The sequence below is a fragment of the Streptomyces sp. ISL-36 genome (assembly GCF_018614205.1).
In the GTDB taxonomy this organism is placed as follows: Bacteria; Actinomycetota; Actinomycetes; order Streptomycetales; family Streptomycetaceae; genus Streptomyces.
Genome location: NZ_JAGGOS010000131.1, coordinates 24010 through 38849, shown reverse-complemented (window position 1 = coordinate 38849; position 14840 = coordinate 24010). Strand labels below are relative to the sequence as shown.

The following is a 14840-nucleotide window of genomic DNA, read 5'->3' as shown; positions in this document are numbered from 1 at the left end:
CGGCGGTGCGGTCGGCCGCCGCCGCGAGGACGGCGGCGAGTCCCGGCAGCACGGGCAGACCAGGTTCGGGGGCCGGCGGCCCGTAGCGCACCGGACCGCGCCCCTCCGGAGCCGTCTGCCGCATCTCCCGCACCTCCTGGGCCGTGGCGGGCGCCCGGCAAGGCGCCCCAGTGCCCTTTATACGAAGGTTCGGGCGGCCGCGCCGCTTCAGCGGGCGGTGACGGGGTGCCGCACCGTCGCGGCGGGGGGACAATCCCGCGGGTGGTGGACCGTGGCGGTCGCGGGCGTTTCCCGCACCCGCCCGACCAGGGCCGTACGGGTGAGGGCGCGGAGGCGGAACCGGGGCGCCGGGCGCGGAGGCGAAGGCGGAGACGGAGACGGGGGCGGGGGCGGAGACGGGGGCGAGAGGGACACGACGGGAGCTTCCTCCGCGGTGCCTTCCTCCGAGGGGCCGGGGAGGGTCCGGGCCGCACCGCAGACTGGTCGCATGAGCGATCTCACCGCGGTCCCCCTCCTGACCGACCGCATCGACCTCGTGCCGCTGCGGCTCGACCATGCCGACGAGATGGCGACGGTCCTCGCCGATCCCGGGCTGCACACCTTCATCGGTGGTGTCCCCGCCTCCGGGCCCGCGCTGCGTGAACGGTACGCGCGGATGCTCGCCGGCTCGCCCGAACCCGGGGTCTCCTGGTGCAACTGGGTGCTGCGGCTGCGCGCGGAGGACTGCCTGGCGGGCACGGTCCAGGCCACCGTCTCGGACGCCGGACCGGGCGGCCGCGCCGCCGAGGTCGCCTGGGTGGTGGGGACGGCGTGGCAGGGCCGGGGCCTCGCCTCCGAAGCAGCCGTCGCGCTCGTCCACTGGCTGCGCTCCCGTGACGTCCGTACCGTCCTGGCCCACATCCATCCCGACCACCACGCGTCCGCCCGGGTCGCCGCGGCGGCGGGGCTGGCACCCACGAACCTCCGGCAGGACGGCGAGATCCGCTGGGAGCTGACCGCGGCGGACGCCTGAGGGGGCGCGCCGCGCCGGAGCCGGCCGCAGGGGGGTCCGGCGGCGAGTGCGGAGGACGTTCGAGCCGCTCACGGACCGAACCGGCTCACGGACCGAGCCGACTCACGCACCGAGCCGACTCACGGACCGAACCGGCTCACGGACCGGGCCGACTCACGGACCGAACCGGCTCACGGACCGAGCCGACTCACGGACCGAACCGGCTCACGGACCGAGCCGACTCACGGACCGAGCCGACTCACGGACCGAGCCGACTCACGGACCGAGCCGGCCCAGTCCATGAGCCCATCCGCTCAGCGGAGGAAGCCGCTCCCGGACGGACCCGGTCAGCGGACCAGGATGCGTTCCACCAGCAGTTCGACCGCCGCGACGATCGCGTCCGCGTCGATGCCCGCCGCGTGGAGCTGCTCCTCCGGCGTCGCCGAGGCCGGCATCGAGCGCACGGCGAGACGGGCGAGACGGGGCGTGTTGCCGTGGCCGTCGGCGTATGCCTCGGCGACGGCGTCACCGAGGCCGCCCTCGGGCCGGTGGTCCTCGACCGTCAGGACGCAGCCGGTCGTCCCGGCGGCCTGGTCGAGGGTGGCGCGGTCGAGCGGTTTGATCGAGTAGAGGTCGATCACCCGGACCGGGACGCCCTGCTCGGCCAGCCGGTCGGCGGCGCGCAGCGCCTCGTGCACGGTCACTCCGGCCGCGACGACGGTCGCCCTGTCCTCCTCGCCATGGCTGCGCAGGACCTTGCTGCCGCCGACCGGGAACTCCTCCTCGGGCCCGTAGACGACCGGCGTCCCGCCGCGTGTCGTGCGCAGATAGCGGACTCCGTCCAGGTCGGCCATGGTCGCCACCAGCTTCGCCGTCTGGTTGGCGTCGCAGGGATGGAGGACGGTGCTTCCGTGCACGGCCCGCATCATCGCCAGGTCCTCCAGGCCCATCTGGCTGGGTCCGTCCTGGCCGATGGAGACGCCGGCGTGCGAACCGACGAGATTGATCCCCGCCCGGCTGACGGCCGCCATCCGGATGAAGTCGTACGCGCGGGTCAGGAAGGCGGCGAAGGTCGAGGCGTAGGGGACGTAGCCGCGTGCCTGGAGTCCGACGGCCGCGCCGACGAGTTGCTGCTCGGCGATCCAGCACTCGAAGTAGCGCTCGGGGTGCGCCTTGGCGAAGTACTCGGTTCGCGTGGAGTCGCTGACCTCGCCGTCGAGCGCGACGACGTCCGTGCGTACCTCCCCGAGCGCGGCGAGCGCATGCCCGTACGCATCGCGGGTGGCGACCTTGTCGCCCTTGTCGTAACGCGGGAGCGGTGGCGCGCCGGCCCTGACGAGGTGCGGGGCCTGTGCGGCGGGCGGGTCCGTCACCTGGACCCGCAGGTCGCTGTAGCCGCCCAGTTCGGCGATCGCGGCCTCGGCGTCGGGGAGGGGCTTCCCGTGCATGCCCTCGCGGTTCTCGACGGCCGCCACGCCCCGGCCCTTGCGGGTGGCGGCGAGGACGGCGGTGGGCCGCCGGACGGTCGCGCGGGCCTCGCGCAGCGCCGCGTCGACGGCCTCGACGTCATGGCCGTCGATCTGCACGGTGTGCCAGCCGAAGGCTTCGAGGCGGGCGGCGTAGGCGCCCAGGTCGTGCTGGTGACGGGTGGGGCCGCGCTGGCCGAGCCGGTTGACGTCGACGATCAGGGTGAGGTTGTCCAGGCGGCAGTACGCGGCGTGCTCGACGGCCTCCCAGATGGAGCCCTCGGCCATCTCGCTGTCCCCGCACAGCACCCACACCTGGTAGGGGACGCGGTCGAGGTACTTCCCCGCCAGCGCCATGCCGACCCCGATGGGCAGGCCCTGGCCGAGCGAGCCGGTGGCGACGTCGACCCAGGGCAGCCGGGGGGTGGGGTGGCCTTCGAGGAGGCTGCCGCGGCGACGGAAGGTGAGCAGTTCCCCCTCGCCCACGACCCCCGCCGCCCGGTACATGGCGTACAGCAGGGGCGAGGCGTGGCCTTTGGAGAGAACGAGGCGGTCGTTGCCCGGATGGTCGGGGCGGTCGAAGTCGTAGCGCAGATGACCGGCGAGCAGGACCGCCCCGATGTCGGCGGCGGACATGGAGGAGGTCGGATGGCCCGAGCCGGCCGCGTCGGCGGCGCGGACGGCGTCGACGCGGAGCTGCTGGGCGAGCGATGACATCGTTTCGTAGCGCATCAGGGTCTTCCTCCACGGGCCGTGGCGGTGTGGCCGGACGGTGCGGGCTCCACACGGCGGCTACCCGGGGCGCGGGGGCGTATGCCCGGCAATGCACGGCCGGGTGTGCCGGGGAATGCCCGGTGGCGACATGCGGTGGCAACGTGCGTGGCGATACACGGTGGCGCGCGTTGCGGTGGCGTTATGCGGTGGCCCGCGCGCCGGATGCGCGTCGAGAATGCGGCGCATGCCGATCCGTGAAGCTCTCCTCCAGGACGCGGCCGCCGTCGCCGCCGTCCATGTCCGGTCCTGGCAGGCCGCCTACCGGGGCCTCTTTCCGCAGTCGTATCTCGACGGGCTCGACGTCGAGGAGCGCACCGGTGTCTGGGAGGCCCGGTTGGGGGCGCGCGAGGGGCCCACGGTGCTGGTGGCGACGGATCCCCGCTCGGGTGACGGACGGGTCGTGGGGTTCAGCTGCGTCCGGGCCTGGTCGGGCGGGGGTCTCGACCCCGCCACGACCGGGGAGGTCGCGGCCCTCTACACGGTGCCCGAGGTGTGGGGAACGGGGGTGGGCCGGGGGCTGGTGGACGCGTCCGTCGAGGCGTTGGTCGCGGCCGGGTTCCGGGAGGGGGCGCTGTGGGTGCTCGCCGGCAACGCCCGGGCCCGGGGTTTCTACGAGGCGGCCGGCTGGCGCGCGGACGGCGCGGTGGCCCAGGACACGACGGCAGGCCGGACGCTCGACGAACTCCGGTACCGTCGACGGCTGTTCCCCTGAGCCTTGTCCGTATGGCGAGATGCGTATCTCACCATACGGCCGGAACACGTACCGTGTCCGTACCACCCACACGAGGGAGTCCGGTCATGACCCATACCTCCGAGCCGTCCGCGCCCCAGGAGACCGCCGTCTACACCCATGGACACCACGAGTCGGTGCTGCGCTCGCACAGTTGGCGCACCGCCGCCAACTCCGCGGCGTATCTGGTCCCTGAGCTGCGCCCGGGACTGGACGTCCTGGACGTGGGTTGCGGGCCCGGCACCATCACCGCCGATCTGGCCGCGCTGGTGGCGCCCGGCCGGGTGACCGGCGTGGACACGGCGCAGGACGTCCTGGGCAAGGCCCGCGCGGTGGCCGCCGAACGAGGCGTCGACAACGTGGAGTTCGCGGTCGCCGATGTCCACGCCCTGGACTTCCCGGACGACTCCTTCGACGTCGTCCACGCCCACCAGGTGCTGCAGCACGTGGGCGACCCGGTGCGTGCGCTGAGCGAGATGAGGCGGGTCTGCCGCCCCGGCGGTGTGGTCGCCGCCCGTGACAGCGACTACGGGGCCTTCACCTGGTACCCCGAGCCGCCGGCGCTGAAAGAGTGGCAGGCGCTGTACCACCGGGTCGCGCGGGCCAACGGCGGTGAACCGGACGCCGGCCGGCGGCTGTTCTCCTGGGCGCGGCGGGCCGGGTTCACGGAGATCACCACCACGGCGGCCACCTGGTGTTTCGCCACCGACGAGGAGCGGGCGTGGTGGAGCGGACTGTGGGCGGACCGTACGACCGACTCCGTCTACGCGAAGCTGGCGGTGGAGGGCGGCCACACCACACCGGAGGGGCTGGCCGCCGTCGCCGAGGCGTGGCGGGCGTGGGGCCGGCACGAGGACGCCTGGTTCATGGTCCCGCACGGAGAGATCCTCTGCCGGGTCTCCTGACCCCCGGGCCGGTGAGCAGCGCTTCAACTAGGCTCGTCCGCATGGAGATTCTCGGGACCACACTGCGTGTCTGCGTCGACGATCTCGATTCGGCGGTGGACTTCTACGAGCGGCTCACCGGCGGCCGCGCCCAGCGTTTCGAGCGGGGTGGGGTGGCGGTCGCGGCCGTCGGCTGCTTTCTGCTGATGAGTGGGCCGGAGGCGGAGCTGGAGGTCCTGCGCAAGGTCGCCGCGACCATCTCCGTCGAGGATGTGGACGCGGCGTTCACGGCGCTGGCCGAGGCGGGCGCCAAGATCCTCGCCGGTCCGGTGCCCACGCCGGTGGGCCGCAACCTGATCGCAGTCCACCCGGACGGCTCGGTCTTCGAGTACGTCGACCGTCGCTCGGCCTCGCCGGTCGAGTAGGGCGACCCAGTCCACCCGCCTCAGTCCCCCTCAGTCCCCCTCAGTCCCCCTCGGCTCCGGCCGGGGCGGCCGGGCTCAGTACGTGAAGGCCAGGCCGTGCGTGCGGGCGATCTGCCCGGTGACATGCCCCGCGTGGATCACCACCGGGTTGCCCCACGTGTGCTTGACCTTGAGGGACACCCGGATCTGCGAGCAGCCGCCGAGGTCGGCGGTGGTGAGGTAGAGCGTGTTGGTCGCCGCCTGGTGGTGCTTGTCGTTCGAGATGCGCCAGGTGGCGACCGTGCTCGCCTTCGGGGCGCCGCACCGGGTGCCGTCCGGGTTCTGCGGCTGAGCCTCGATCCATGTCTGGAGGTGGGTGCCGTCGTACGCGGTCGTGCCGCCCGGGCAGATGGCGGAGCCGGCCTTGCAGGTGGTCAGGGCTGCGTCCTGGACGACGGCGATCCGGTCGGCGCCGGTCGGCGTGACCGTGTAGCCGAGGGTCGTCGCGGTGCTGCCGGATCCCACCACCCGCTCGCTCTCCTCCAGGAGCGTCCAGCGTGCCGTGTACGGATATGTGGCCCGGGCGAGCTCCGCGCCGGCGCCGACCCGCATGGTCACCTCGCGGCCGGACGCGACGATGGTGGAATAGCTGGTGACCGACAGACGGCAGGTGTACGTGCCCTGCTCGGGCGCGATGAACACCCACCGCACCGTCGGCGTCTGCGAAGACTCCTCCGGCGGCAGGAAGTTGGCCGCCCAGTACGCGCCGGCCTCCACACCGGCGGGCAGCGGGGCGGTCTCCGGGGTGCCACCTGCGTACGCGCAGCGGATGGAGAGGGTGGTGCCGAGCCAATCGCCCTCGGCGAGCTTCGTGACGTTCGAGACGACGACGTTGCGGGACCACAGGTACGAGCGCTCCCCGGCCGCCGCCGTGAACGTCACCTCCGTACCCGGGATGTCCCGGTACGGGCCGGCCTTGGGGGTCACCTGGTAGTCGAACGGCTCCGTCAGCGCCGCCTGCGCGGGGGCGGCGGTGCCCACCAGGCCGGCGAGAGCGAGGACGGACGCGGCGAACATGCCGCCGAGGCGGGCGGCGAGTCGGCTTCTGAGACGCATACGGGACATACCCCTGTGATGGTCGTTGATCGTTGACGTGGAAGGACCAGGGGACTGTAGCCGTCGCGTGCCTCGAACCCCCGCGGCGGGGGGCCGAGAGCGGCGTGCGGTCGCCATCTAGGCCTCGAAGAACGGGGGTTGCCGAGCCGGCCAGGGTGTCCTGCGGCTCAGGCCTCGGCCAAGGCCGCCACCACGAGGTCCGTGAGAAGGGCCCCGGCGGTGCCCTCCGGGTCGAGGTCCGGGTCGTAGATGGTGACGTTGAGTCCGACGCAGCGCTCGGAGCGGACCAGGGTCCGCAGCAGGGGGGCCAGTTCGTCGGGCAGCAGCCCGTCGGGGTCGGGGCTGTCGACGGCCGGCATCACGGACGGGTCGAGGACATCGGCGTCGAGGTGGACCCAGAAGCCGTCGAGCGCCGGGGATTCGAGACTGATGACGGTGGCGGCGGCGATCTCGGCCGGCCCCCACGCCCGCAGCTCCGAGACGGTCACGGTGGGAATCTTCAGGGCCCGCAGCTCGACGAGTTCCGGGTCGTCGTGGAACGCGTCGCGGATCCCGAAGAGCCGGATGTCCTCCTCCCGGAGGTAGGGTCGCCGCCCCTCCAGGTCGGTGAGATCGGCCTGGCCCCGGCCGGTGGCCAGGGCGAGTTCCTCGCCTCCGGCGGCGCCGACGCGGTCGGAGTTGCCGGGGTGGCGGAAGTCCGGGGAGGCGTCGACGACGGCGAGGCCGTAGCGTCCGATGCGGCGCAGGGCGAGGGAGGCGCCGAGCTGGATGGAGCAGTCGCCGCCGAGGACGAGGGGGAAGTCCCCGGCCCGTACGTGGCCCTCGATCCGGTCGGCGAGGGTACGGGTGTAGGTCGCGAGGGCGGCCGCGTTGAACACACCGTCGCCCTCCTGCCAGTCGCCCCGGTCGTAGCGGGGCGGGACGACGACTCCGCCCTCCAGCGCGCCGAGCCGCTGGACGATCCGGTTCTCGCGCAGGGCTCCGGCGAGCTTGTAGCAGCCGGGCACGGCACCGGGCACGGGCGGGCGCAGCCCGAGGTTGGAGGGGGCGTCGAGGGCCACGATATTCCGCATGCGCGTCATCCTCGCCGCCGTAGTCTGGATCTTCAACGGTGACGGGAGTACGGAGAGAGATGAGCGACCAGCACACCTACCGGGTCATCGTGCGCGGCACGTTCGACGCACTGTCGGAGGAGAGCCGGGCGCGGCTGCTCGCCGAGGTGGACGCGCACGGGTTGACGGCCATGCAGTTCACGACGGAGGGCTCGCTCGCGTACGACCGCGTGCTGAAGCACTTCTCGTACCGCTACGTCGTGGTGTCGGACGCGGCGGACGGCGAGGAGATGGCCGGTGCGATCGCCGAGGACCGGGCGGAGTCGGCGCTGAAGGCGCTGGGGCACGGTTACCGGGACCTCAGGTCGTCCGTGACGGACATGGACACCATGAAGATCAACTACAAGCGCTGAGCCCCCGACGACAGCGGCGCGGCGGAGGGGGACGCGGGCGATGCGGGCGCCGGGGTCACGGGCGCCGGGGTCACGGGCGCCGGGGTCACGGGCGCGGGGGTCACGGGCGCCGGGGCGGTGATCGCCCACCGCTCGTGGTCGCGCCAGGCGCCGTCGATGAAGAGCAGGGCGGGCGAGAAGCCTTCGAGCCGGAAGCGGGCCCGGCGCACGAGCGCGCGGGAGGCGGCGTTGCCGGGCTGGATGTTCGCTTCGAGGCGGTGCAGGCCAAGCGGCCCGAAGGCGTACGGGAGCACCAGCCCCAGCGCCTCGGTGAGCAGCCCTCGGCCGGCGGCGTGCGCGAAGGCGCCGTAGCCGAGGACTCCGCTGAGAAAGGCGCCGCGCACGATGTTGTTGATGTTGACGAAGCCGGCGAGCCGTCCGCCCTCCGCCCGTTCGCAGACCAGGAACCCGACCCTGTCGAGGCCCTCGATCAGCGCCCGCGCGTAGCTCTCGTACGCCTCACGGCGGTCGGGCGGGAAGAGCCAGGGCCGGTGCAGTGCGCGGCTCTCGCGCACTCGGGTGGTGAACTCCTCGGCGTCGTCCAGGGAGTACGGCCGCAGCCCGACCCGCGGACCCGCGGTGACGTACCGGTCGGGTTCCTGGGACATGGCGTCTTCCTCCGACATGGTGTCGCCGGACATGGTGTCCTCCGACATGGTGTCGCCGGACATGGCGTGGTCGGACATGGCGTGGTCGGACATGGTGTCGTCGGACATGGCGGGTCGGGCGGGCGGCGTGCGCCTCAGCGGCGAGAGGAGCTGACCCGGAGCGGACAGGCCTCCCCCTTCTTCACCACACCGATCATCACGGTCGTACGGCCGTCGAGGTCCACCCCTTCCGCCGGGTGCTGGGTGCACACCCGCCAGCTCGGCGGCCACAGCACGCGCCGGTCGCTCCCGCTCACGTCGTGGACGTCGATCCGTGTGCGGTGGTCGAGCCCCGTGAAGACGCGCCACAGCCCTCTGCCGAGGAAGCGGGGCATCGGCGGGCCGTCCGTCGCGGCCACCGCCTCCCCCGAGGTCGCGGCCACGGCCGCGACGGCGAGGACCGCGCCCGCGCCGAGGAGCGCCGCCCGCCTCATCGACGCCTCTTGGCCGCGGCGCAGGAGCCACTCCGCCCGGGGGCGACGGCAGCGGCGGCCCGGGGCCTTCGTGCGCTCGATGTCTGCTGACGGTCCATGGGCGGCCCTCTCTCCTCCGTCGTACCGGCAGCCGTACGCGGCCGCCCCCGTGGGACCAGGATGGAGGGATCCGGTCGCACGGGGGCGGTGGAAGGGCCGTACGGGTGAGGGTGCGGCCGTCACCCGACGGCCCGGTCGACGGCCGGCCCGTCAGTGGTGGGCGAGGACCAGCTGCGGCTCGCCCTCCGAGGCCTCGGCGGCCTCGGCCGGGTCCGGACGCTGGATGAGCAGGGCCGTGACGACCCCGACGCCGAGCAGGGCGAGCGCCGCGTACATCGCGTGCTGGTAACCGGCCTCGGTCACACCGCCCGCGTCGCTCCCCGCCGTGATCATGGCGGAGGCGAGAGCGATGCCGAGCGAGGCACCGATGCCGAAGCAGGCGCCGTTGAGGCCGGAGAGCGAGCCCGGCTTGTCCTTCGGGGCGGTGGTGACGGCGAGTCCGTTGAGGCCGGTGAGCATGAAGCCGCCGTACGTGACACCGAGTGCGGCCAGGGAGGCGACCAGGATCCACTCGTTGTGCAGGAAGAAGGTGGCGAAGAGGAAGATCGCGAAGTTGGCGACCGCGCCGGTGACGACGATGGTGCGCCAGCCGATCTTCGGGCCGAGGCGCCCGGTCAGCGGGGCGGAGATCACGCCGATGAGCTGGATGGGGGTGAGGAACAGAACGGCCGCGGTGACGGCGGAGAGGCCGAGCCCCACGCGCGTGTCCTGCGAGAAGAGGGGGATCGTGAGCGCGATGGCGCCGAAGGCTCCGCCCAGGGTGCAGATCGTGGTCAGGAGCAGCGGCCAGGCGCGACGCGAGGCCAGGACGTCGATGTCGATGACCGGGTTGGCGGCGCTCTTCTGCGAGACGACGAAGAAGACGAGCGAGGCCAGGCCGCCGAGGAGGAAGCCGAGGGTGAGGGCGGAGGTCCAGCCCCATGCGGCGCCCTGGGCGAGACCGACGAGGATCCCGGTGAGACCGAGCGCGAGGGCGGCGATGCCGCGGGAGTCGAAACGGCCGTCGGCGGGGGCGGCCGGGACGTCGGGGACGTACTTCCGTACGCCGATCAGACCCGCGACGGCGATCAGGGTCGAGCAGACGAAGATGCCGCGGAAGCCGATGGTGTCGGCGATCTGGCCGCCGGCGATGGCGTCGACACCCGCGAGGCCGCCGTTGACGGCCGTGATGATGCCCGCGGCCTTGCCGAAGGCGGCAGGCGTCAGCAGCTGGTTGAGGGTGAGGAAGGCGAGGGTGAACATGGCCGCCGAGATGCCCTGCAGGATGCGCCCGGCGATGAAGACCTCGATGGTCGGCGCGAAGACGCAGAGCAGGTTTCCGGCGATCAGCACGAAGGCGCAGACGATCATCATCGGCTTGCGGCCGCGCTGGTCGCTGAGGCGGGCGATGGTGACCTGGCCGATGGCCGCCATCAGGAAGAAGAGGGTCTGGGAGAGACCGGCGGCGGCCGTGGTGGTGCCCAGGCGTTCGATGACATCCGGCAGTGCGGGGCTGAGCATCGTGGCGTTGATCTGGTAGCCGAGCACGGCCAGCACCATCGCCAGGAGCATGGGCCCGCGGCCCGTGAGGTCGGATTTGGCTGACATATCGGCCCCTTTGCCTTGGATGTCACGTCGTCGTACCCGCCGCTCACCTTGCTTGTCTGACAAGCGGCGCCCAGACAGGCTGGACTCTACGCGCGTCACACGTCAAGACCCTTTGACCTGTGAATCCGCATACCGTTGACTTGCCGGACAAGTCGGCGGAGGAGGGGCAGTGGCAGTCAGCGGGCAGCAGCGGCGACCGGTCGTGGTGCTCTACGAGCGGATCGCGGACGCCATCCACGACGGCACCTATCCCCCGGGCTCGACCCTCCCCTCCGAGCCGAAGCTCGCCGGTGAGCTGGGCGTGAGCCGCCCCGCCCTGCGCGAGGCGCTGCTGCTGCTCCAGGAGGACGGGCTGCTCTCGGTACGGCGCGGGGTGGGCCGGACCGTCAACGACCACCCCCCGCGGCGCGGATTCGAGCACATCCAGCCCTTGGAGGAGCTGATCGGGACCGGTGCGCCGCTGCGCGTACGAGCCCTGCTCCGCGCGGTCGAGGAGCCCACCGACTTCACCACCCAGCACCTGCTCGCACCGGCCAGGGCGGAGCTGCGGTTCTGGGAGTCGCTGCTGGCCGGGGAGGGTACGGCGGCGGCTCTGAGCCAGGAGTGGGCGGCCGCCGACGACGTACTGGAGCGGGTGCACCCGGAGTTCGCCCGGGCGCTGCGCACGGTGGAGTCGGCCGAGCGCACCTCCATGCTGGCGGTGCTCACCGGCGCCTCCCGCGGCGTCCCCCTGGGGGCGCACAGCAGCGTGACGGCGACCCTGGTCGGGCAGCGCCGCGGCGAGCAGCTCGGGCGCCCCGCCGACACTCCGGCGGTCCTGATCACCCAGGTCGTACGGGTCGACGACACCCCGGTCCTGGCGGCCAAGCACATGCTGCCGACCGGTGCGCCGGCCCTTCCGGTCCTCCAGTCGAACTGAGCCGGCCGGTCGCACCGAACCGGGCCGGACCGAACCGGGCCGGACCGGGCCGAACCGGGCCGGACCGGGGCCCGGCGATCGCGCCCGGGTCCTCCCGCACGCCCGCCGCGGTCACCCGCCGCACGGCCTGTCGTCCACGCCACAGCACGCCGGGCTCGGCGTGGCGTACACTTCCGCGCCATGCACTTGTCTGACAACCATGCCGCCCCTGCCGCTGCCTCCTCCGCCACCGCCGTCGCCGAGTGGATCCGGCAGGCCCCCAAGGCCGTCCTCCACGACCACCTGGACGGCGGGCTGCGCCCCGCCACCATCGTCGAGCTGGCCCGCGCGTGCGGTTACACCGCGCTGCCCACCGAGGACCCGGCCGAGCTCGCGGTCTGGTTCCGGGACGCCGCCGACTCCGGTTCGCTGGAGCGGTACCTGGAGACCTTCGCCCACACGTGCGCGGTGATGCAGACCCGCGAGGCGCTGCACCGGATCGCGGCCGAGTGCGCCGAGGACCTGGCGGCCGACGGTGTCGTCTACGCCGAGATCCGCTACGCCCCCGAGCAGCACCTGGAGGGCGGGCTGAGCCTCGACGAGGTGGTCGAGGCGGTGAACGACGGCTTCCGCGAGGGCGAGCGCCGCGCCGGCGGCCGGATCACCGTCCGTACCCTGCTCACAGGCATGCGCCACACCGACCGTTCCCTGGAGATCGCCCAGCTCACCGTGGCGCACCGGGACCAGGGCGTGGCGGGCTTCGACATCGCCGGCGGCGAGATCGGCAACCCGCCGGCCCGCCACCTCCCCGCCTTCCAGCACCTCAAGCGGCACAACTGCCACTTCACCATCCACGCCGGCGAGGCGGTCGGTGCGGAGTCGATCCATGAGGCCGTCCAGGTCTGCGGCACCGAGCGGATCGGCCACGGGGTGCGGATCACGGACGACATCGCCGAGGACGGCACCCTGGGCCGGCTCGCCTCGTACGTCCGTGACAACCGGATCGCCCTGGAGGTCTGCCCGACCTCCAACCTCCAGACCGGCGCGGCCAAGGACTACGCCTCGCACCCGATCGACGAGCTGCGCCGACTCGGCTTCCGCATCACCCTCAACACGGACAACCGGCTGGTCTCCGGCACCACCATGAGCGAGGAGTTCCAGCACATGGTGGACGCCTTCGGTTACGGCCCCGAGGTCTTCGAGGAGTTCACGGTGGCCGCGCTCGACGCCGCCTTCCTGCCGCTGCCGGAGCGGCAGCGGCTGATCGACGAAGTCGTCCGCCCGGGGTACGCCTCCCTCGCGGGCTGACGCCGAGACCTGCCGGCCCGGTGCCGGGCGACAGAAGTCGCCCGGCACCGCGAGGCCTGCGGGACCCGCGAGGCCTGCGGGACCCGCGAGATCGGCGGGACCGCGAGATCGGCGAGGCTTCCGGGGCAATACACCTAGCGCACCGTGCCGCTCACGATCGGCAGTTCCAGCGTCCCCGTGTCCTCGGGAGCGCTGGTGACGGTCACCGGCTTGATGCCCCGGTTGCCGGAGTACGCCGTGTCGCTCGCGGCGATCACGAACTCCAGCCGGTGGCCCGTCTCGTAGCGGTGCACGATTCCGGGGAGTTCCACCGTGAAGGGCCGGGTCGCGTCCGGCACCCGCACCGGGGCGACGAGCCGGTTGACCAGGGTCTTCCCTCCGTCCGGCGCGATGTCGTACACCTTGGCGAAGAGCACCAGCTTGTCGGCGGCGTCGCCGGAGTCCTGGACGCGTTCGGCCGCCGGGGAGACGACCCTGAGCGTGGCCTTAGGGGATCCGACGACGTCGACGGGCGCGGTGAGCGGGGCGCTGGTCCAGCCCAGGTAGGTGCCGTGGATGTCGTAGGGCTGCGGGTCGGGCAGTCCGATCATGCCGGCGAGCGAGGACTCCGAATGGCTGGTCGGGACCAGCCAGTTGCTGTAGGAGCGGAAGCCCCTGGCCACCTTGGCGCGGTTGTCGACGAGCTTGCCGTCGCCCGAGAGGTAGAGCTTCTGGCTGAGCGCCGGCACCTTGGCGGCCGTGCCGTACCCACTACGCCAGTCGCGATAGTAGGCGAACTCGGGACCGGTGTCGGCGGACCGGTCGTCCCGCAGGTGGCGGTCGAACCACGCGAGGACGCGCTGCCCGACGTAACTCGTCTCCAGGTTCCCCTGGCTCAGGTCCAGTTCGCCCGCCGCCGGGTCGTCGATGCCTCCGCTGTGGCCCCAGGACTGCCAGATCATCTTCGTGTCGACGCCTCGCGCTTGGAGCTTCTCGTAGGTGTCCTGGGCCTCGTTGAGGTTGAAGAGGCTGTCGGACTGGCCCTGGACGATCAGCGTCGGCGCCTTGACGCGGTCGAGGTACGACACCGGTGAGACGCTCCGGGCGAAGTCGAGCATCTTCTTCGACTCGGCCTCCGGGTAGCGGCCGGAGTTGAGCAGCCGGACGGTGTCGCAGGCGTCGGTGACGAAGTGCAGACAGCCGAGGGAGTTGATCCGGCTGGGGTCCAGCGAGGGGACGAGCAGCGGCTGGCCCTCGCCGAGCAGGTAGAAGCCGTTGGCCCACTGCCATTTGAAGACGCCGGGGGTCGCGCGGTCGGCTCCGTTGGGCGCCAGGGAGTACGCGAGGTCGTTCCAGGTGATGAGCGGCACGAGCGCGTCGAGACGGGGATCGACGGAGGCGGTGGCGAGTTGGATGGCACCGCCGTAGGAGCCGCCGATCATGCCGACCCGCGGGTCGGACGCCCCGTCCTTGAGCACGAAGTCGGCGCGGGTTCCGTCGTCGGCGGCGCGCGTGCCGGCCAGGAAGTCGACGAGCCGCGCGGCGGCCTGTCCGTCGAGGCGTGGATCGTCGAGGGAGATCAGGCAGCCGGACGCGCCGAAGCCGAGTCCGGAGTACACGAGTCCGACATAACCCCGGGTGGCGAAGGCCTTGCCGATGGCGTCCGTGGTTCCGTCCGCCTTGCTGCCGCCGAAGCCGTTGGTGGCGAGGACGGCGGGCGCCGGGTGGGCGGCGTCCACTCCGGTGGGCCGGTAGAGGTCGGCGTCGACGGTGCAAGTACGGCCGCCGGCCTCGACGGTGAACGTCAGCGGGGTGACGGTGTACGAGTCCGACTCGGCCCCGCTCGCGGGTGCGGCGAAGGTGAGCGGCACGGCGCACGCCGCGCTGGCGACCAGGGCGAGGGCCTTGCGGGATCGGGTCTGACGGGATCGGGCCGCACGGGATCGGGGCAGGGCACGGGACACGGACACGGGGGGCCTCCACGCTGAGGATTACCGACTGGTAAGTACCGAGCCGCGC

Annotated in this window: 14 protein-coding genes; 7 read left to right on the top strand and 7 right to left on the bottom strand. The window is 72.7% G+C overall.

Going from position 1 to position 14840, the window contains the following annotated elements; all coding sequences use genetic code 11:
- The first annotated feature begins 487 nt into the window (after positions 1-487).
- Positions 488-1012, top strand: coding sequence for a GNAT family N-acetyltransferase (locus J7E93_RS30060; protein WP_215073161.1), 525 nt, complete (start codon positions 488-490; stop codon positions 1010-1012).
- A 326-nt stretch (positions 1013-1338) separates the two neighbouring features.
- Here the strand turns inward: J7E93_RS30060 and J7E93_RS30055 are convergent, their stop codons facing one another.
- The gene (locus tag J7E93_RS30055) at positions 1339-3189 is read right to left on the bottom strand and encodes a transketolase (RefSeq protein WP_215073160.1); all 1851 of its coding nucleotides are present in this window, start codon (positions 3187-3189) and stop codon (positions 1339-1341) included.
- Between the two features lie 226 nt (positions 3190-3415).
- Between J7E93_RS30055 and J7E93_RS30050 the strand changes: the two genes are divergently transcribed.
- The 3 genes from J7E93_RS30050 (at position 3416) to J7E93_RS30040 (ending at position 5270) form a co-directional block, all read left to right on the top strand.
- Entirely contained in the window at positions 3416-3943 is a 528-nt protein-coding gene (locus J7E93_RS30050) for a GNAT family N-acetyltransferase (protein ID WP_215073159.1), read from the top strand.
- Between the two features lie 86 nt (positions 3944-4029).
- Positions 4030-4866 carry a methyltransferase domain-containing protein gene (locus tag J7E93_RS30045; RefSeq protein ID WP_215073158.1) on the top strand — a complete coding sequence of 279 codons (837 nt, stop codon included), beginning with the start codon at positions 4030-4032 and terminating at the stop codon, positions 4864-4866.
- 41 nt (positions 4867-4907) lie between these two features.
- Entirely contained in the window at positions 4908-5270 is a 363-nt protein-coding gene (locus J7E93_RS30040) for a VOC family protein (RefSeq protein ID WP_215073157.1), read from the top strand.
- Between the two features lie 75 nt (positions 5271-5345).
- Here J7E93_RS30040 and J7E93_RS30035 read toward each other — a convergent pair whose 3' ends face one another.
- Together J7E93_RS30035 and J7E93_RS30030 are read right to left on the bottom strand one after the other, a co-directional pair.
- Positions 5346-6365: a hypothetical protein gene (locus J7E93_RS30035; RefSeq protein ID WP_251067292.1), complete on the bottom strand. Its 1020-nt coding sequence runs from the start codon at positions 6363-6365 to the stop codon at positions 5346-5348.
- 167 nt (positions 6366-6532) lie between these two features.
- Complete coding sequence (locus J7E93_RS30030) at positions 6533-7438, bottom strand: arginase family protein (protein WP_215073156.1); 906 nt, start codon at positions 7436-7438, stop codon at positions 6533-6535.
- 59 nt (positions 7439-7497) lie between these two features.
- Here J7E93_RS30030 and J7E93_RS30025 point away from each other — a divergent pair, with 59 nt between their 5' ends.
- On the top strand, positions 7498-7830 hold the full coding sequence (locus J7E93_RS30025) for a DUF6204 family protein (protein ID WP_215073155.1): 333 nt from the start codon (positions 7498-7500) through the stop codon (positions 7828-7830).
- Here the strand turns inward: J7E93_RS30025 and J7E93_RS30020 are convergent.
- The 3 genes from J7E93_RS30020 to J7E93_RS30010 form a co-directional block, all read right to left on the bottom strand.
- On the bottom strand, positions 7818-8477 hold the full coding sequence (locus J7E93_RS30020) for a GNAT family N-acetyltransferase (protein WP_215073167.1): 660 nt from the start codon (positions 8475-8477) through the stop codon (positions 7818-7820). The two genes, J7E93_RS30025 and J7E93_RS30020, sit on opposite strands and share 13 nt — an antisense overlap.
- 134 nt (positions 8478-8611) lie before the next feature.
- Positions 8612-8950 carry a hypothetical protein gene (locus J7E93_RS30015; protein ID WP_215073154.1) on the bottom strand — a complete coding sequence of 113 codons (339 nt, stop codon included), beginning with the start codon at positions 8948-8950 and terminating at the stop codon, positions 8612-8614.
- Between the two features lie 249 nt (positions 8951-9199).
- Complete coding sequence (locus J7E93_RS30010; protein WP_215073153.1) at positions 9200-10636, bottom strand: MFS transporter; 1437 nt, start codon at positions 10634-10636, stop codon at positions 9200-9202.
- Positions 10637-10805: 169 nt separating this feature from the next.
- Here J7E93_RS30010 and J7E93_RS30005 point away from each other — a divergent pair, with 169 nt between their 5' ends.
- Positions 10806-11555, top strand: a complete 750-nt coding sequence (locus J7E93_RS30005; protein WP_215073152.1) for a GntR family transcriptional regulator — start codon at positions 10806-10808, stop codon at positions 11553-11555.
- Positions 11556-11735: 180 nt separating this feature from the next.
- Positions 11736-12842 (top strand): adenosine deaminase, encoded by a 1107-nt coding sequence (locus tag J7E93_RS30000; RefSeq protein ID WP_215073151.1) that lies wholly within the window; start codon positions 11736-11738, stop codon positions 12840-12842.
- 134 nt (positions 12843-12976) lie between these two features.
- Here the strand turns inward: J7E93_RS30000 and J7E93_RS29995 are convergent, their stop codons facing one another.
- On the bottom strand, positions 12977-14773 hold the full coding sequence (locus J7E93_RS29995) for a CocE/NonD family hydrolase (RefSeq protein ID WP_374105447.1): 1797 nt from the start codon (positions 14771-14773) through the stop codon (positions 12977-12979).
- Positions 14774-14840: the final 67 nt, after the last annotated feature.